The organism is Vibrio navarrensis (genome assembly GCF_000764325.1).
Classification (GTDB): domain Bacteria; phylum Pseudomonadota; class Gammaproteobacteria; order Enterobacterales; family Vibrionaceae; genus Vibrio; species Vibrio navarrensis.
On the sequence record NZ_JMCG01000002.1, the window covers coordinates 422,037 to 440,469 of the forward strand.

The 18,433-nt window shown below is 48.5% G+C and carries 15 protein-coding genes and 1 pseudogene; 7 read left to right on the forward strand and 9 right to left on the reverse strand.

What is annotated here, in order from left to right; all coding sequences use genetic code 11:
* Positions 1-66 precede the first annotated feature (66 nt).
* Complete coding sequence (mnmC, locus tag EA26_RS16240) at positions 67-2,085, forward strand: bifunctional tRNA (5-methylaminomethyl-2-thiouridine)(34)-methyltransferase MnmC2/FAD-dependent 5-carboxymethylaminomethyl-2-thiouridine(34) oxidoreductase MnmC1 (RefSeq protein ID WP_039430089.1); 2,019 nt, start codon at positions 67-69, stop codon at positions 2,083-2,085.
* 74 nt (positions 2,086-2,159) lie between these two features.
* Here the strand turns inward: mnmC and EA26_RS16245 are convergent, their stop codons facing one another.
* The 3 genes from EA26_RS16245 to EA26_RS16255 all read right to left on the reverse strand — a co-directional run bounded on the left by EA26_RS16245 (position 2,160) and on the right by EA26_RS16255 (position 3,605).
* Positions 2,160-2,684, reverse strand: a complete 525-nt coding sequence (locus EA26_RS16245; RefSeq protein WP_039430091.1) for an NADPH-dependent FMN reductase — start codon at positions 2,682-2,684, stop codon at positions 2,160-2,162.
* Between the two features lie 112 nt (positions 2,685-2,796).
* Entirely contained in the window at positions 2,797-3,060 is a 264-nt protein-coding gene (locus tag EA26_RS16250; RefSeq protein ID WP_039430093.1) for a YfcL family protein, read from the reverse strand.
* A 14-nt stretch (positions 3,061-3,074) separates the two neighbouring features.
* On the reverse strand, positions 3,075-3,605 hold the full coding sequence (locus EA26_RS16255; protein WP_039430096.1) for an elongation factor P hydroxylase: 531 nt from the start codon (positions 3,603-3,605) through the stop codon (positions 3,075-3,077).
* Between the two features lie 218 nt (positions 3,606-3,823).
* Between EA26_RS16255 and EA26_RS16260 the strand changes: the two genes are divergently transcribed.
* Complete coding sequence (locus tag EA26_RS16260; RefSeq protein ID WP_039430098.1) at positions 3,824-4,447, forward strand: trimeric intracellular cation channel family protein; 624 nt, start codon at positions 3,824-3,826, stop codon at positions 4,445-4,447.
* A 40-nt stretch (positions 4,448-4,487) separates the two neighbouring features.
* Here the strand turns inward: EA26_RS16260 and EA26_RS16265 are convergent, their stop codons facing one another.
* The gene (locus EA26_RS16265; protein WP_052079805.1) at positions 4,488-5,135 is read right to left on the reverse strand and encodes an SDR family NAD(P)-dependent oxidoreductase; all 648 of its coding nucleotides are present in this window, start codon (positions 5,133-5,135) and stop codon (positions 4,488-4,490) included.
* 181 nt (positions 5,136-5,316) lie between these two features.
* On the opposite strand from EA26_RS16265, the pseudogene EA26_RS22545 reads away from it, so the two are divergent.
* Positions 5,317-6,243: pseudogene (locus EA26_RS22545) on the forward strand (LysR family transcriptional regulator).
* On the opposite strand, the gene aroC reads toward EA26_RS22545, so the two are convergent.
* A complete protein-coding gene (aroC, locus tag EA26_RS16275) occupies positions 6,240-7,325 on the reverse strand; it encodes a chorismate synthase (RefSeq protein WP_039430100.1) in 1,086 nt (361 codons plus the stop codon). The pseudogene EA26_RS22545 and the gene aroC sit on opposite strands and share 4 nt — an antisense overlap.
* 181 nt (positions 7,326-7,506) lie before the next feature.
* Entirely contained in the window at positions 7,507-8,439 is a 933-nt protein-coding gene (gene prmB, locus EA26_RS16280; RefSeq protein ID WP_039430102.1) for a 50S ribosomal protein L3 N(5)-glutamine methyltransferase, read from the reverse strand.
* A 59-nt stretch (positions 8,440-8,498) separates the two neighbouring features.
* Here prmB and smrB point away from each other — a divergent pair, with 59 nt between their 5' ends.
* A complete protein-coding gene (gene smrB, locus EA26_RS16285; protein ID WP_039430105.1) occupies positions 8,499-9,029 on the forward strand; it encodes an endonuclease SmrB in 531 nt (176 codons plus the stop codon).
* A 48-nt stretch (positions 9,030-9,077) separates the two neighbouring features.
* On the opposite strand, the gene sixA is transcribed toward smrB, so the two are convergent.
* Positions 9,078-9,542, reverse strand: coding sequence for a phosphohistidine phosphatase SixA (gene sixA, locus EA26_RS16290; RefSeq protein WP_039430107.1), 465 nt, complete (start codon positions 9,540-9,542; stop codon positions 9,078-9,080).
* A 367-nt stretch (positions 9,543-9,909) separates the two neighbouring features.
* Between sixA and EA26_RS16295 the strand changes: the two genes are divergently transcribed.
* On the forward strand, positions 9,910-12,687 hold the full coding sequence (locus tag EA26_RS16295) for an insulinase family protein (RefSeq protein WP_039430108.1): 2,778 nt from the start codon (positions 9,910-9,912) through the stop codon (positions 12,685-12,687).
* A gap of 118 nt (positions 12,688-12,805) precedes the next feature.
* On the opposite strand, the gene fadJ is transcribed toward EA26_RS16295, so the two are convergent.
* Both fadJ and fadI read right to left on the reverse strand, forming a co-directional pair.
* Positions 12,806-14,923 (reverse strand): fatty acid oxidation complex subunit alpha FadJ, encoded by a 2,118-nt coding sequence (gene fadJ / locus EA26_RS16300; RefSeq protein ID WP_039430111.1) that lies wholly within the window; start codon positions 14,921-14,923, stop codon positions 12,806-12,808.
* Positions 14,923-16,230, reverse strand: coding sequence for an acetyl-CoA C-acyltransferase FadI (gene fadI, locus EA26_RS16305; RefSeq protein ID WP_039430113.1), 1,308 nt, complete (start codon positions 16,228-16,230; stop codon positions 14,923-14,925). Before fadI ends, fadJ begins: the two co-directional genes overlap by 1 nt.
* 641 nt (positions 16,231-16,871) lie before the next feature.
* Between fadI and EA26_RS16310 the strand changes: the two genes are divergently transcribed.
* Positions 16,872-17,447, forward strand: a complete 576-nt coding sequence (locus tag EA26_RS16310; protein ID WP_152593330.1) for a sigma-70 family RNA polymerase sigma factor — start codon at positions 16,872-16,874, stop codon at positions 17,445-17,447.
* Positions 17,440-18,171, forward strand: coding sequence for a DUF3379 family protein (locus tag EA26_RS16315; protein ID WP_039430117.1), 732 nt, complete (start codon positions 17,440-17,442; stop codon positions 18,169-18,171). Before EA26_RS16310 ends, EA26_RS16315 begins: the two co-directional genes overlap by 8 nt.
* The last annotated feature ends 262 nt before the right edge of the window (positions 18,172-18,433 follow it).

Below are 18,433 nucleotides of genomic sequence, written 5' to 3' on the forward strand. Positions count from 1 at the left end.
CTTTCCCAGAAATTCGTACAATCCCTGCATCCTAACCGCGCCAAATCACACAATGATAGAAAATTTATGACCACCATTACCAATGCTCAACTGGGTTGGAACGAAGTTGGCACCCCAGTTTCTGACCAATTCGACGATGTCTACTTCTCCAACGTCAATGGCCTTGAAGAAACGCGCTATGTGTTTCTCCAGCAAAACCTTATCCCACAAAGATGGCAGGAATTTGACCAAAGACGTTTCGTGATTGGAGAAACCGGTTTTGGTACTGGGCTGAATTTTCTCGCAGTTTGGCAGTATTTTAGCCAATTTCGCCAAGCCAATCCTGACGCGGCCCTCAAAGAGCTGCACTTTATCAGCTTTGAGAAATACCCACTGAGCAAAGCCGATTTAATCAAAGCCCATCAAGCATGGCCTGAACTGGCGGAGTTTGCCGAAAAACTGCATCGCCACTACCCGATTGCGGTGCCGGAATGTCATCGCATCATTTTAGACGACGGTGCGGTGACACTGGATCTGTGGCTTGGCGACATTAAAGAGTGCATGCCGCTGGTACCGCACGCAGAAAGCGGCCTGATTGATACATGGTTTCTCGATGGGTTTGCGCCGAGCAAAAACCCAGAAATGTGGAATCAAACCTTGTTTAACAACATGGCGAAACTCGCCAAGCAAGATTGCCGTGTGGCGACGTTTACCTCGGCGGGCTTTGTACGTCGTGGCCTTATCGAAGCGGGCTTTGCGATGAAAAAGGTCAAAGGTTTTGGCACCAAACGCGAAATGATTGCGGGCGCCTTGGAAGCAAAGAAACCACACACCAGCCATTTGCCTTGGTTTGAGCGCGTTGGCGCAAGTCAAACGGGCGACATTGCCATCATCGGCGGCGGTATCGCCAGCGCCACACTGGCCAAAGCACTGGTTCAGCGCGGGCAAAAAGTGACTTTATATTGCCAAGAGGCGCAAGCAGCCGAAGGCGCTTCGGGCAATCGCCAAGGTGCCGTCTATCCACTACTTAACGGCTCACACACTGGCGTGTCACGCGTGTTTGCCCCCGCTTTTCTTTTCGCTCGTCAGTTTATTAAACAAGCCGCAGAGCAAATCTGTTTTGACCACGATTGGTGTGGCGTTACTCAACTGATGTGGGATGACAAGAGCAAAAAGAAACTGGCTAACATGCTGGAGGGAAATTTTGACTCGCAGTTGGTAAGCACACTTTCGCCCGAGCAAACCGCACAGACTATCGGTTTGCCAATCGACATGGCGTCAGTGCACTATCCACTTGGCGGTTGGTTATGCCCAGCGCAGCTGACCCAAGGTTTGATTGCACAGTTGCAACAAAACTCGCTCTTCACTGCCCATTTCAACCAACATATTGAGTCGCTAAGCTGGCTTGAAAGTCGTCAGGTTTGGCAACTTGGCAGCCATGCTGAACAATTTGAGCACGCGGTCGTGGTCGTTGCCAATGGTCACCAATTCCAAACCTTTACTCAAACAGCGGAGCTGCCGCTTGGCCAAGTAAAAGGTCAGGTGAGCCACATCCCGACAACTGACGATCTGCGCCAACTCCATTCGGTGCTGTGTTATGACGGTTATCTAACCCCGCACAACCCCGTTAATCAAGAGCACTGTATTGGCGCGAGCTACGATCGCTTACAGCTCGATACTCAATTTGATCCAGTCGCGCAAAAAGAGAATGGCGAAAAGCTGGTCAAGTGCGTTCCCAACCAAGCTTGGCCGCAGCAAGTGGACACCACGGGCAACTCATCACGCCAAGGCATTCGCTGCGTGAGCCGGGATCATCTGCCTTTTGTTGGCAATGTCGGCGATTTACAAGAGATCAAAGCGCAATATCAGGATCTGCAAGGCAAAGAGGATGCGGAGGTCACGCCAATCCACCACTACCCGAATCTCTTTTGTCTGCTCGGGCTTGGTTCACGCGGCCTAAGCTCTGCGCCACTGATGGCTGAGGTGCTGGCATCACAAATCTGCGGCGACCCTATCCCGTTGCCAACGGATGTACTTGAAAGTCTGCACCCAAGCCGTATGTGGGTGCGCAAATTGCGTAAAGGCAAAGCTATTACTGAGCTTTAATTACTTAGCTTTAAATACAAAAATGCCTCGTTTCTCATGAGGCATTTTTTCTAGGCTATGAGATTTCTGGGCGATCAGCGCAGCGCTTGTACCGCTTGCTTGACTTTATCTGCCCACTCCGCGCTTTTGAACTCGCCGGTGCTGACATCAAAGTTGTCGTAAAAATTGGGCACGGAAAGCGAGGCTTTAACCTGCGCGCCAAAATACGGCGCCGAACCGATGGCCGCAGCCAGTACGCTTTGCGCACCGCCCGCACCGGGCGAAGTCGCCAAATAGACGACAGGCTTGTTCTGAAATACTGAACGATCGATACGCGTTGCCCAGTCGAACAAATTCTTGTAAGCCGCAGGGTAGTAGCCATTGTGCTCTGCATACGAGACAACGATAGCGTCTGCTTGCGACAAATCACGCAGAAAAGCCTGTGCCCCTTCAGCTTGGCCGATCTCTTTCTCTTTGTCTTCACTAAACATTGGTACGTGATAGTTGTTGATGTCGAGTACAGTAACCTCTGCACCTTCCACTTGCTTCGCGGCGTAGGTGGCGAGTTGTTTGTTGATCGAGGTCGAGCTGGTTGAAGCGGCAAAAGCGACAATTTTCATGGTTGTAATCCTTGTTCCCGTTATGTGTGAAACATCATATAAGTGGGACAATCTGACCACAACCACAAAAATTTTACGGAAAGGTTCGAATAATTCGAATGAAAGTTAAGCGCTAGATGTTCGCTTGCAGCGCTTGCCACAAGTCACTTACGATCACGCGATCCGCTGGCGTCAATTCACTGCGTGCGTCATCCAAACTCTGCTGAATGCGCTTTTTTAGTTCAGCAAGGTCGTCAATACCCTCATCTTCACAAGAAGCCGCTGAAAGGGAGATGTGACCACGGAGATAACCACCAGCAAACAATTCGTCGTCTGACGCGCTTTCAATACGCGCATCAATCAGTTCCAGTAGCTTTTCTTCAAATTCAATAATCATGGCAATCTCTTGGGTTATTTAACGATAAAATCGGTCGCTTCCAGTGGCTTGATGGCATAAAACGCGCGTAGAGCATCGGAGAGCATCTTAACGCGCACAGGCAATCCTACTTGCAAAATGTCCATCACCTGCGCGTGCACCTTGTGCATAAAACCAAGCCTGTCTGGCTCGAAATCGCCGTGTAGATTGTCACAACTGACATTAAAAGGGAAGCCAGCACTGAGCGCCAGAATCCACTCGTAGGCTTGCGGGCGCACTTCCACTTGCTCAAACGCCGCCTGCACTTCGGCGGTCCGTCCGTCTGGTTCATACCAGTAGCCGAAATCTTCCAACAAACGGCGCTCTGGCCCGGCGACACACCAATGCGCGATCTCATGCAAGGCTGAAGCGTAAAAGCCACGGGCGAAAATGATGCGGTGGTAGGGAGTTTGGCTATCAGCGGGTAAATAGATTGGCTCATCGCCGCCCAGCTCCAGCTTAGTATTGTAGTCAGCAAAAAAAGTCTGGTTAAAAATCTCAATCAGATCTTGATAGTTGTGAGTCATACTCTGCTCTCATTCCCCCCATTTATAAGCGCGGCATTGTCGCTTTTTTTACTAAGCAGGTAAACCGTTAGCGTTATTAGTTGTGCTTATTTGAAGCGTCGCTTTCCCTTACAATTTCTCATTCGTCACTGACACTCTTTCCCTCTACACTCTCGCCTTATTTTTATATTCCCTCCGTTGTATAAACAAAATGCCACGGGTTTTACGAGTGTTCCACCATGTTATTGAGTGTTTTATATGTCATCGGCATCACGGCAGAAGCGATGACAGGTGCCCTGAGCGCCGGACGCAGAAAAATGGATTGGTTTGGGGTGATGTTGGTTGCAAGTGCAACAGCAATTGGCGGGGGCACAGTGCGGGACATTCTGCTCGGCCACTACCCGCTCGGATGGGTGAAAAACCCGGAATTTCTTGCCATTACTTGCGTGGCGGGGATCTTAACCACCGGGCTGGCTAAATGGGTCATCAAACTCAAAGGGCTATTTATTCGCTTAGACGCGCTTGGGCTGATTGTTTTTAGCATCATCGGTACTAAAGTCGCCATGGGGATGGGTCTGCACCCCGGAATTTGTATGGTCTCGGCGTTAGTGACTGGCGTTTTTGGTGGCCTGCTGCGCGATTTGATCTGTCGTCAAACACCGTTGGTGCTTCATGAAGAGCTCTACGCGTCTGTTGCGTTAATCGCCTCTGGCCTCTATCTGCTGTTACTGGAGTTCAACATCCCCGATGTCACCGCAACCATAGTCACCTTAATAACTGGCTATCTGCTGCGCATGGCGGCAGTGCGTTTTAAATGGCGTCTGCCTTCGTTTCAGCTGGATGCCGAATCTTCCGTGCATTAGTCGCAAAAGAAACCCACCAGATGGTGGGTTTCTTTTTCGCTTAAAGATTCATTCCTGCATCAATCAACAATTTGGCATGACGCATCCCGACGGAACCGTCACCAAGTAGAAAACAGATCGACGGCACAATATCTTCCGGCACTAAAATGCGCCCAAGCGGAGTGGATGACATCCATTGATGTAAATCGCTAATCTGCGCCTCGTCCATCCCTGATTTACCTTGAATTTCTGTAGCCGTCACTCCAGGTTGAATCGAGTTGATGCGAATATTTCTATCCGCCAGATCCAGACTCAATCCGGCAATCAACCCTTCTAATGCAGATTTACTGGCCATGTAGAAGCTCGAGTTGGCAAACGCTTTTTCCACCACCAAACTGGAGATCACCACCAAGCTTGATCCTTTTTTCAGCACAGGTAGCAGTGACTGAATGGTAAAGAAAGTCCCTTTAACATTGATATCAAAGGTGTAGTCAAACGCTTCTTCGGTCGATTCGCCTACCACATTTGGCTGGTACACTCCGGCATTCAAGACCACGCCATCCAAGTGCCAGTTTTCCTGTTGCAGCATACTGCCCAGCGCCTGAAGATCAGACAGTTTTCCGCTGTCAGCCACCAGCCAGTGCAGATCGCCGGAGAGCGATTGCGCCACACTGGCCAGTTTCTCTTTGTTTCTTCCGGTAATAATCACACGATCACCTTGCGCTAATACGCCTTAGTCGTAGCAAGACCGATCCCCGCACTACCGCCCGTGACCAAATACGTTTTTTGTTTCATAACAACTCCTTGTGTAGACAAAGAGAAGAATATGCGTTTTTATAGATACCAATAAGGCATCAATAAATCACATCAGTGTTTCCAAAATAGAAATTATGTCCATCAACCAACGTATATTGAGCTTGCTCCCTTTATTGCATCAGGTGATTGAGCAAGGCAGTTTTCAACAAGCCGCCAAGCAGCTCCATCTCCCTCGCTCTTCCGTTAGTAAAAAAATCATGCAACTGGAAGAGCTTTTGGGGCAACCCGTTTTGCATCGCACTACTCGACAACTAAGACTCACTGATCTAGGCGAAGAGCTGCTGAGTCTCAGCCACGGCTTACCCACTTTACTGACAGAGATAGATTCGCTGCTCGACAGTGCTCAAACGACACCATCGGGAACGGTTAGAATCAGCAGTGCAACCTTGTTCGGCCAGCAAGCACTGATACCTGAGATCAAAGCACTGCGCGCGTTATATCCCAACATCACCATACAACTGAGTTTCGATGACAGCTTTACCGATCTCATCGCTCAAAACATTGACATTGCTATTCGCGTCGGGCACCTGCCAGATTCTCAACAAGTGGCGAAAATTATTGGTCACAAGCAGCGCTGTTTCGCTGCAAGTCCTCACTATTTGAGCCTTTGGGGACGGCCAACACACCCTAAACAACTGGCGTAGCATCAGTGCATTATTTTTAAAACGCCCAGCAGCACGCACGATCACTGGGCTTTTCAGGAAAAAGATCAAGATACGGTTACTTCGGTTGAGGTGTCATCCACTCTGACGACTGACGACGTACGAAGTATGGTGGATTTAGCACGACTAGATAACGGCATTATTTATGCCGATCTCACCTTATTGCAGCCTTGGTTACAGAATGGGGAATTAATTGAGGTGTTGAATGACTATGTTCCTGCTAAGCAAGAACCCATTCAGCTATTATGCATTGGGCGCTCTAGCCGCAGCCGAGCGGCAACCGTCATCTGGGAGGAGCTAGCGAAACGACTTCCTCCCAGACTGACTGGTGAAAACTAAATCTTCGGTGTCGCTGTGGTCACACCGTGATTTTGCCCTCGGTGACGCAGCAGATGATCCATCACCACTATCGCCAGCATCGCTTCGGCGATTGGCACGGCGCGTATGCCAACACAAGGGTCATGACGACCTTTGGTGATCAACTGGGTTGGTTCGCCCTGCACGTTGATGGTATCTCCCGGCACGGTAATGCTTGAGGTCGGTTTGAGGGCGATATTCGCCACAATCGCTTGCCCAGTCGAAATGCCGCCAAGAATGCCTCCAGCATGGTTGCTGCCAAAGCCTTGTGGCGACAAGGTATCGCGATGTTGGCTACCTTTTTGGCTGACCACGGCAAAACCATCGCCAATCTCAACCCCCTTCACCGCGTTAATGCTCATCAACGCGTGAGCGATATCGGCATCAAGGCGATCAAACACCGGTTCACCTAAACCAACTGGAACATTGGTTGCTACCACTTGGATCTTGGCGCCAATCGAGTCGCCCTCTTTTTTCAAGTCGCGGATCAGTTGGTCATAAGCCTCGACCTTGTCGACATCGGGGCAGAAAAATGGGTTGTTTTCGATTTCGTTCCAATCCACTTTCTCGATCTCGATATCACCCATTTGCGACAGATAAGCACGAATCTCTACGCCAAACTCCTGTTTAAGGTACTTTTTGGCAATTGCGCCTGCCGCAACTCGCATTGCGGTTTCACGCGCAGACGAACGGCCGCCACCGCGATAATCACGAATGCCGTATTTCTGATGGTAGGTATAATCCGCATGCCCGGGACGAAACTTGTCCTGAATGTCTGAGTAATCTTTCGAACGCTGATCGGTGTTCTCAATCAGAAGACCAATGGAAGTGCCCGTCGTTTTGCCTTCAAACACACCAGAGAGAATTTTCACTTCGTCCGGTTCACGTCGTTGGGTGGTATAGCGTGATGTGCCAGGACGGCGACGATCCAAATCGATTTGGATATCTGCTTCGTTAATTTCTAATCCTGGGGGACATCCGTCAACGATACATCCCAGTGCGATACCGTGACTTTCTCCGAACGTGGTTACTCGGAAATGTTGTCCGATACTGTTTCCTGCCATTACTTCCTCAAATTTTGCTAGCGCTGTAAACCAGGCTATACATTACAATTCTTCGTGAATTCATAGTGGCGCTATTGCGATTTGAAGTAAACCCCTAAAAGAGATCAATTTTGCCATTTTGTCGCAATAAAAACGCCAGCTTTAAAAGCTGGCGCAAACAGTCTGATGGCATGATGTGGTATCAGTCTTTGTACAGACGGAAATCTTCCGCGTGCTCAACCAACTGATCACGGGTCAGCATAAAGACACCGTGGCCGCCATTTTCAAACTCAATCCACGTGAATGGAATGTGTTGGTACTGCTCCATCATGTGCACCATGGAGTTGCCCACTTCACAAATCAGAATACCTTGCTCGGTGAGATAATTTGGCGCATTGGCTAAAATACGGCGCACTAGTTTCAGGCCGTCCGTTCCTGCCGCCAATCCCAGTTCCGGTTCGTGCGTGAATTCACGCGGTAGGCTGTTCATATCTTCTTGATCAACATACGGTGGGTTGGTCACGATCAGGTCGTATTTCTCTTTTGGCAGATCACGGAACAGATCCGAACGGATTGGGAACACTTGCTGCTCCATGCCGTGGTCTTGGATGTTCTGCTCGGCGACCTCAAGTGCATCAACGGAGATATCGATAGCATCCACTTCGGCATCTGGGAAGGCGTGGGCGCAAGCAATCGCAATACAGCCACTACCCGTGCAAAGGTCCATAATGCGCGTCGGTTCTTCAATCAACCAAGGCTGGAACTGCGCTTGGATAAGCTCGCCGATTGGCGAACGAGGCACCAGAACGCGCTCATCAACAAAAAACTCTAAGCCACAGAACCATGCTTTGTTGGTGAGATAAGCCGTCGGTGTACGTTCGTTAATGCGTTTGATGACACGTTCAACAATACGCAGACGCTCACTGCTGGTTAGGCGAGAGTTAAGCACATGCGGAGGCACATCAATCGGTAAATAAAGGGTTGGTAGAATCAGCTGAACGGCTTCATCCCACGCATTATCTGTGCCGTGGCCATAAAACAGGTTGGCTGCATTGAAGCGGCTGACTGTCCAACGAATCATATCTTGAAGGGTATGAAGCTCAGAAACCGCTTCTTCTACAAAAATCTTATCCAAAATTGCCTCCGAAAAGCGCTACAATACTGCCAATGATGTACGAATTCAGTGTTAACCCCATGAGTAACAAAGACAACGACCTTGATGACGATCTCTCGATATTCCGGGAAGCAGTACAGGGCGTAAAAAAGTTGCGTCAGGATACCATAATCCAGCAACCAAACAGAAACACTAAACAAAAAGAAATCAAGCGTGTGAGCCGGGAAGCCAGCGACGCAGAGTTCTATTTTTCTGACGAGTTTGTCCCGCTTCTCAGTGAAGAAGGCCCAACGCGTTATGCTCGCGATGGCATCTCTACTTACGAGGTAAAACGGCTAAGGCGCGGCGTGTACGTCCCCGATGTCTTTTTGGATATGCATGGCATGACCCAACAAGAAGCCAAGCGCGAACTGGGGGCGATGATCGCCTATTGTGTGAAAAACGAAGTGCACTGTGCGTGTGTGCAACACGGCATTGGTAAACACATCCTTAAACAGAAAACCCCTCTTTGGCTTGCGCAGCATCCAGATGTGCTGGCATTTCACCAAGCGCCCTTGGAATTTGGCGGTGATGGCGCATTGCTGGTACTGCTCTCAATTCCTGAAAAATAATCACCAATCAGTGCAGCGCTTACAGCAGGCTTTCGCCTGCTGATGAGTTTACGCTTTGAGGTTAAAACAGATTTCGCCACGAGTGGTTTGCGGATCGAAATCGATACACACCATGCCAGAGGTCGGGAACATTGGCGCTGGCATATCTTTAACAAACTCGGCGGTCAAATACCCCACCAAAGGCAGATGCGAAACCAACAGAACATGTTGTGGTTTTTCGACTTCAATCAACGCACACAAGTAATCAAACACCTGATCAGTGTGACCGTATGGCGTGATGTCCTCGCAGGTTTGGACGGTTTTAGCGTCAAAATGGTGGCTAATCGCTTGCCAAGTTTGCTGAGCACGTAAGTAAGGACTAACCAACACTTTGTCGAAGTGGGTGAAACCTTGCTCAGCGCATGCCATAGCAACCACATCCGACTCCAAACGCCCACGACTGGTTAATGCACGCTGCGCATCACTTTCCGCGAAATGTTCCGCTTCACCATGACGCATAATAAATACTTTCATGTAATATCCTTGGACTGAATACAGGATAAGAGTTATCGCCCAGTAACCTTGATGACAATGCCCGTATTAGGCTCATCACTCAATAAGGAAACTCGACAAGAATACTGCATATTTCGATCCGCTTTTTAGTATTGCTTAATCAACTTTTTCGTCGCAACGGCGAATTCTTAGGTCGGTAGACGCGATAATCAGCCTATTAATTATATCAATTAGCTTGCCAAAGACTCCGACTTTCTTAACAATCTATTAAAAACATTAATGCAAAGCGTTATCGGCATCGATATTTAGTAGCCAAAATGTCATGCAGAATTTGCACCCACTTGTTTGAGGTTCATACTTACCATAATGACCATTTCGGAGACGCACCGTGCATCTAAGCCCAAATGATACTCATCACTACCGCTACTTGACTCTCGAAAATCAGTTGCGAGTTTTGCTGATCCACTCCGAAGATGCCCAAAAATCGGCGGCTGCGTTGGCGGTCAATGTGGGCCATTTTGATGATCCACTGGAACGCGAGGGCCTTGCACACTACTTGGAACATATGCTGTTTCTTGGTACCCAAAAGTATCCCAAGGTCGGGGAATTTCAGAATTATATCACTCAACATGGTGGGAGCAATAACGCCTGGACGGGCACAGAACACACCTGTTTTTTCTTTGATGTCAGCCCGTCTGCTTTCGAAAAATCGCTCGATCGTTTCAGCCAATTTTTTATCGCGCCGCTGTTTAATGAGGAGTCTTTGGACAAAGAGCGTCAAGCGGTTGAATCTGAGTATCGTCTGAAGCTAAACGACGATTCGCGCCGCCTCTACCAAGTCAACAAAGAGGTGGTCAACCCGCGACATCCGTTCGCTAAGTTTTCGGTTGGCAATCTACAAACACTGGGCGATCGCGATGGCATCTCAATCCGCCAAGAGATTGTGGATTTCTATCAGTCCACCTATTCGGCCGACCTAATGACACTGACGCTCTACGGTCCTCAAAGCTTAGACGAGCAACAAGCTTGGGTGGAAGAGATGTTCTGTGCGATTGTTAATCGACATCTGCACGGAAAATCGATTGATGAACCCATCAGCGACGAAAACAGCACTGCGATTATCGTGCGGGTCGAACCCATCAAAGAGATCCGTAAACTGGTGCTCACCTTTCCTCTGCCCGGTATGGATCAGTACTACTCCATTAAACCGCTTTCCTACTTCGCGCACTTATTAGGCTACGAGGGTGAAGGCAGCCTAATGCTGCAACTGAAAAACAGAAACTGGATCACGTCGCTGTCAGCGGGCGGCGGTGCCAGTGGCAGCAACTATCGCGATTTCACCATCAGTTGCACGCTGACTAAAGAAGGAATGCAGCACTACGAAGATATCGTACAAGCTGTTTTCCAATATATTTCAATGATTAATCTCGAAGGCTTACAAGAGTGGCGCTATAAAGAGAAGCAAGCGGTGTTAGAATCGGCCTTCCGCTTTCAAGAACCCTCTCGCCCGCTGGATATGGTCAGCCATCTGGTGATCAACATGCAGCATTATCTGCCGCAGGATACCATTTATGGCGACTATAAAATGGCCGGTTACGATGAGGCGTTGCAACGTTCTTTATTGCAATATTTCACCGTCGATAACCTGCGTATTACTCTGATTAGCAAAGGCTTTGAGGCGCAGAAGCACGCGTCTTGGTACCACACGCCTTACTCGGTTACTCCCTTTAGTGGTGAGCAAAAACAGCGATTTACCGAGATCGAACCGGGGTGGGGTTTCGCCCTACCTGAGCCCAACCCGTTCATCTGTTACAACTTAGATCCTCGCCCGTTAGAGGCAAATGGAACGCTGCCGGAACTGATCGAAGATTTAGACGGCTTTCGTCTATGGCATTTGCAAGACAGCGAATTTCTTGTGCCGAAAGGTGTGGTGTATGTGGCGATTGACAGCCCTCATTCGGTTTCGTCTGCACGCAATATTGTCAAAACACGTTTGTGTGTGGAGATGTTTCTTGACTCACTAGCTAAAGAAACTTATCAGGCAGAAATCGCGGGAATGGGTTACAACATGTATGCCCACCAAGGTGGCGTTACGCTTGCTCTGTCCGGTTTCTCCGAAAAACTGCCACAATTGCTGGAGATGATCCTAATTCGCTTTGCAGAACGCAATTTTAACCCAATGCGTTTTAGCAATATCAAAAAACAGTTGCTACGCAGCTGGCGTAATTCTGCCCAAGATAGGCCCATTTCGCAGTTGTTTAATGCGATGACTGGCATCTTACAGCCCAACAATCCACCTTATGCCGCACTGGTTGAAGCGTTGGAGGAGATCGAGGTCGATGAACTGGCGAGTTTTGTCGATGCAATTCTCGCAGAGCTCTATGTTGAGATGTTTGTTTATGGGGATTGGCAACGCCAGCAGGCTCATGACATGGCCACGACATTGAAAAATGCCCTGCGCGTTAAAGAACAGCGATACGAAGAGTCCTTGCGTCCTTTGGTGATGCTGGGCTCAAACGGCAGTTTCCAGCGTGAAGTGCCCTGTAATCAGCAAGATTCTGCGGTGGTTATCTATCATCAGTGCGAAGACACTTCACCACGCAGCATTGCACTCTATTCACTGGCCAACCATTTGATGTCAGCGGCGTTCTTCCACGAAATTCGCACCAAACAGCAGCTTGGTTACATGGTCGGCACAGGGAATATGCCGCTGAATAAACATCCCGGAATTGTGCTCTACGTCCAGTCACCAAACGCTGCGCCAGCCGAGTTGGTACGCTCGATTGATGAATTTCTCAACGCATTTTATATGGTCCTGCTTGAGCTGAACGAGTACCAATGGCACAGCAGCAAGCGGGGGCTTTGGAATCAAATTTCGACACCAGACAACACCTTGCGCAACCGTGCACAACGCTTTTGGGTCGCGATTGGCAACAAAGACACCGACTTTAATCAAAGAGAGAAGGTGCTGGAAGAGCTGAAAGTGCTGACTCGCGCCGACATGATCCGCTTTGTAGTCAATGAATTAAAACCACGTACAGCCAATCGTTTAGTGATGCACACGCAAGGGATAGCTCATGCCGACGAGCCGAAAATCCACTTGGGCCAAGAGATAGGTTCGATTGAAGAGTTTCAGCTTCGGCCAAAAGATTGTGGGCTTGGCTAGGGTCAACAGACCCTAGTGAGAGCGTCTACCGCCTAAACTGCCTAGAGGTAAAATCACTGATTAAATGGAGAAGGCTGACCGAGGTCAGCCTTCTTTTTTAGTCTTAAATACGCCCGATTTAGTTGTCGTAAAAACGACGTCCTTCCCCGGCACGCGTCAACAAGCCGTCGCAAGGCGCGAAACGGTCACCATATTTTTCCGCAAACTGATTCATTTTCTCAACCAGCTCTTTCAGACCAAATTGATCCATATAGCGGAAAGGACCACCGAGGAATGGAGGGAAACCGATACCAAAAATCGCACCGATATCACCGTCGCGTGGTGAACGAATAATGCCATCATCAAGACAGCGCACCGCTTCATTGAGCATCGGCAACACGCAGCGCAATGCAATGTCATTACCACTCAATTTAGACTCTGGTTTGAGTTTCAGCAGTTTGTAAACCGACTTATCAACTTCTTTTTTCTTCCCTTTGTAGGTGTAGAAGCCTTTGCCACTCTTACGCCCTTTACGGCCATCATTGAGCAGCGTATCAAAGACATCCGGGCCACGGAAACGCTCACCGAGCTCATTGACCAAAATTGGCATGATCTTCGCGCCGATATCCACGCCCACTTCATCCAACAAAGTAATCGGACCGACAGGGAAACCGAAATCGAGCAGCGCGGTATCGACTTTATCAATCGGTTCATTGGCCAGCAGAATGTGTGCCGCCTCATTCATGTAAGGCGCCAAAATCCGGTTAACGTAGAAACCCGCTTTGTCTTTTACCACAATGGGGGTTTTGCCTTGCTTTTTCGCTAAAGCAACCACAGTGGCAATCGTCTCTTGTGACGTGGTTTCGTGCGGGATCACTTCCACCAGCGGCATTTTTTCTACCGGACTGAAATAGTGCAAGCCGACGATGTTTTCTGGGCGTGCCGCTTTTTCGGCGATTTTATGGATTGGCAGAGAAGAGGTATTGGTTGCAAAAATCGTTTCCGCTTTCGCATTCGCTTCAATGTCCGCAACCATTTGTTGCTTCAGAGCCAGATCTTCAAAAACGGCTTCGATCACTACATCAAGATGATTGAAACTGGTGAAATCAGTGCCGCCACTAAGTTGCAGCATTTTCGCTTGCAACTGAGCTTTGGAGAGAATGCGACGTTTGCGCTGTTTGTCGAACAACTTGTAGTTGTACTTCAGTGCATTCAGTACACCGTCGTTGCTGACATCTTTGATTCGCACTGGCACTTTCGCTTTCGCCACGCTGACATGGCTAATGCCAGCCCCCATCAAACCGCCGCCAAGCACGCCGACCATGGAGACTTTGCCGGGTTTCGCATCGCTACCATGCTCTTTTTTCATTTCCGTCGTCGCGAAGAAAATAGAACGCAGTGCTTTTGACTCCGGGCTCATCACCAGCTCGCCAAAGCGTTTCGCTTCAAGTTCCAACCCTTGTTTCATGCCTTTCTCTAGACCGTGTTGGATCACCTCCAGAATCGCGACCGTTGCCGGGTAGTTGCCGCGTGTTTTTTCGTTGGTCTTTTTCGCTGCTTGTTCAAAAACAAACTTACGACCAAGACTGCTACCAGAGAGAATCTTCTCTTTGGTGGTCACTTTCTGCTTCGTGCTTCGCTTGCCTTTGTCGATGAACTGTTTCGCCACATCGAGCAAAATGGTGGCTGGAACACACGCATCAACAACGCCTAACTTTTTCGCTTTTTGCGCGCGCAACTGCTTGCCCGTCAGAATCAGATCGAGTGAAGGCAAAAGGCCAATCAGACGCGGCAAACGCTGCGTACCACCAGAGCCCGGCAACAAACCAAGCTGCACTTCTGGCAGACCAAGACGAGTCGCATCAGCGTCGGTACAAACGCGATAATCACACGCCAGCGCTAACTCAAGTCCACCGCCCAAGCATGGGCCATGAATCGCGGCCACCACAGGATAAGGAAGATCAGATAGCTGCTGGAACAAGGTTTGCCCTTGACTGGCTAAAGACTCGGCCTCAGCGACACTTTTACACGCTTCCAACATACGAACATCGGCGCCAGCAACAAAGTTATCTGGCTTGAGCGAATGAACAATCAGCCCTTTCACCCCGCTGCTGTCTTTGAGCTGAGCGAAAATCTCTGTCATCTCATCGGCAAACGCCGCTTGCAGGGTGTTCATTTTTTCATTAGGAACATCAATCGCTAACCACGCGATGTTCTGTTCATCAATCTTTAGACTAAACGCTTTTTGCTCGCTCATTATTCAACCTCCAGAATCATCGCTGCACCTAAACCACCGGCCGCACAAGCGGTATTAAGGGCCAAACCACCACCGCGACGTTTTAACTCACGCAGGGTTTGCGTCATCATGCGTGCCCCCGTTGCCGCAAATGGGTGTCCGTAAGCAATCGAGCCACCGAGGACGTTGAATTTGTCCATATCGATCTCGCCAATCGCTTTGCTACGGCCGAGGTTTTCTTGAGCAAACTTATCTGAAGCAAACATCTTCACGTTGGCCAGCGCTTGCGCGGCAAACGCCTCATGCATGTCAATCAAAGTGAGATCTGACAGTTCCAGCCCCGTATTGGCGAGCACTTTAGCGGTGGCGTACGTTGGCCCCATCAACATATCGGTTTCCACGCCGATAGCAGAGAAGGCATAACCACGCAGATACCCGAGAATTTCCATTCCCAGTTCTTTGGCTTTTCCTTCACGCATCAACAGCACTGCGGCTGCACCGTCGGTCAGCGGCGTACTGTTGGCCGCAGTGACGCTGCCATATTGACGGTCAAAAGCCGGACGCAGCTTCGCGTAACCTTCTAAGGTGGAGTCGTGGCGGATATTGTTGTCTTCGGCGATCCACTTCTTGTAAGGCTCTGGAAACGCAGCCATCACCTCACCTTGAATTTTGCCCTCTTTCCACGCTTTTGCCGCGAGGGTATGAGAGCGATGGGCCAGCGCATCTTGCTCAGCACGCGAAATGCCGTGAGTCTTCGCCATTTGCTCCGCAGTTTGACCCATAGAGAGGCCTGTAGAGTACTCGGCAACCGCTGGCGGTACTGGCATCAAATCTTTCAGACTGAGCGTTTTGAGAATACTCAACTTTTGCCCCAGTGTTTTGGTTTTGCTTAAAGCAAGCAAATTCGCCGCGAGCTTTTTCGACACCCCTATTGGCAACACAGACGATGAATCTGCGCCACCAGCAATGCCAATATCAATACTGCCAGCCATAATGCTTTCCGCCACGTTTACTGCGGCTTGAAAGCTGGTGGCACACGCGCGTGTCACACTGTAAGCATCGGTATGTACGTGCATGCCGGTGCCCAACACGATTTCACGTGCAATGTTTGGCGCTTCCGGCATCTGTACCACTTGACCAAACACCACTTGTTCAATCAATTTTGCATCGATGTCGGTACGAGCAAGCATTTCGCTTACCACCATTTTGCCCAGATCAACAGCCGGGACCTGACTAAACTCTGTGCTTTGACGAGCGAACGGGGTTCTTAACCCTGCGACGATAGCAACACGCTCGCCTTGGCGTGTTTTCACTTCCTGCTTGCCCATTATTTCTCCTTAAAAACAAGAGGTCTGACCTGATGCATTGTAATCAGTTTGTTAAAATTATCAAACATGCGTTTAAATAAACGTGAGGTTTGTAGATCTATTGCAGGTGTCATTTCTAAGAAATGGCTAAATTTCATTACGTTAGCAGAAACAAAGGAGAGATAGGTTAACCGCAGGCAAAAAAAAACCACACAGATTTGTGTGGTTGGAATTGGTATAAAACAATTAACTTACGCCAATTGAAATAATCAGTTTCCTGATTAGGAGAAAGTAAAGTCAGCCTTCAAAAGGAAGTGTCATCTTGCTCAACACGTTAACCCAGAGGATTAACTAGATGACAGGGTTTACTATAACCAGTTTGCTGCAATGAAATTTGAATTAGATCAATTTTATCTCGATTTTCACGCTGTTAGGCGCATTAGCGAACACGATTATCTGCTTTCTCTGATCTTCATCATCTAAATGTCTTTTTCTAGCAAATCATGCAACAACTTGTTTGTTTGAATAAATCTGACAAACCCGCTATGCCTTTAGTATCCAAAAGGTCAGTCATTGCGTTACACTCCGGGCGAACTTGCTGAGTTTATAAAATTGATAAGACTCATTTTTATATCAATGCGCTTATCCCACTCCGAGCAAGAATGGAGGCTCTTGTGGCAATTTTTCATTTTTTCGGAAAGAAAAAGTCAGATGATCCGGTCAATCCTGACATGGACAAACAAAGAAAATATGAAGCTCTAGTTCGAGCTTATCACCGAGATTTATACCGCTACGCTTACTGGTTGTGCAAAGATCAAACAACCGCAGAAGACCTAGTACAGGAAACCTGCTTACGAGCGTGGAAATCTCTCGATAGCCTACTGGATGAAAAGGCAGCGAAATCCTGGTTAATTACTATCTTGAGAAGGGAAAACGCGCGCCGCTTCGAACGCAAACAGTTTGAGTTAGTAGACATCGAAGATTACAGTGGCGAGGCTCGTGTCAACGACGATGCCCATCATCAAAACGAATGGCTGCAAGCACAAATTATGAAATTGGACGTTGAGTATCGTGAGCCTCTTTTTCTCCAAGTCGTTGGTGGATTTAGCGGAGACGAAATCAGCGAAATCTTAGAATTAAACACCAACACGGTCATGACACGTCTATTCCGTGCCCGAAATCAGCTTAAAGATCTGTTAGATTCGGACAAAACTCAAAGGGGGCAAAAAAATGGATGATTTAGAATTCCGTCGCCGTATTTTGTCGGATCCTAAACAGCTTGATGAGGAGATGCTACAAACACTGGCGGGCAACGAAAATCACAACAAGTTTTTAGACGATGTCCTTGATCTTGATAGCCAAATTAAACAAGCCATGAATGTCAGCGTACCTGACAATCTGGTGGATAAAGTTTTGTTCTCGCAATCCTCTATCGCTGCGCGAGAGAATGTCGTTCGCCCTAACTTTGGTAAAAAAGCGATGGCAATGGCTGCATCTTTTGCCTTTACTGCGGGCTTACTACTTGGCCAACTAAACTGGGGTAACTTACTTGTCTCCCCAGCACAAGCGAGTCTTGCCGAAACCGCAGTACAGCATGTGATTGCAGAAAGTGCTTTTGTAAATCAACTAGATGAGCAAGTCTCTTCGGAGCAAATTAACGCCAAATTGTCTCCTTTTGCTTACCAGTTTGATGAACGCTTTCCATACCATGTTTACTACCTGAACCATTGCGGCTTTGGCCAATCCAATGCTCTACATATGGTATTTCAGGGAAAACAGGGGAAGGTGACGCTCTTTCTTACGAATATCCCGCCACAGACAACTGGTGATTTCTCCCAGTCCGGCCTGTCTGGCATGGTAAAAGCGGTTGGCAACAGCAGCCTGATTTTGGTTGGGGAACAAGGGGAAGATGTCGCTCAACTGGCAAACAAACTGGCACCTATGATTAAGCCTATGCCTTAGTCGAACTTTGTGATGAGAAAAGCCGCCAACTTCGTCGAAGTAGCGGCTTTTTTTATATCAAGTAACCATACCATTCACAACGCCCATTAATAAATAGAGCTGTAACTCTATTTAATGTCACTTCACCCCAAAATCCTGTCAGATAGACTCCATTTATTTAATTTTCGCTCCTTTTTAGCCAATGGTCGGATTTGTATTCGCTATGCTTAAGCATAGGATCTCGGCGCACTGAGCAAAAGCTCAAACACAACGCCCATTAGAG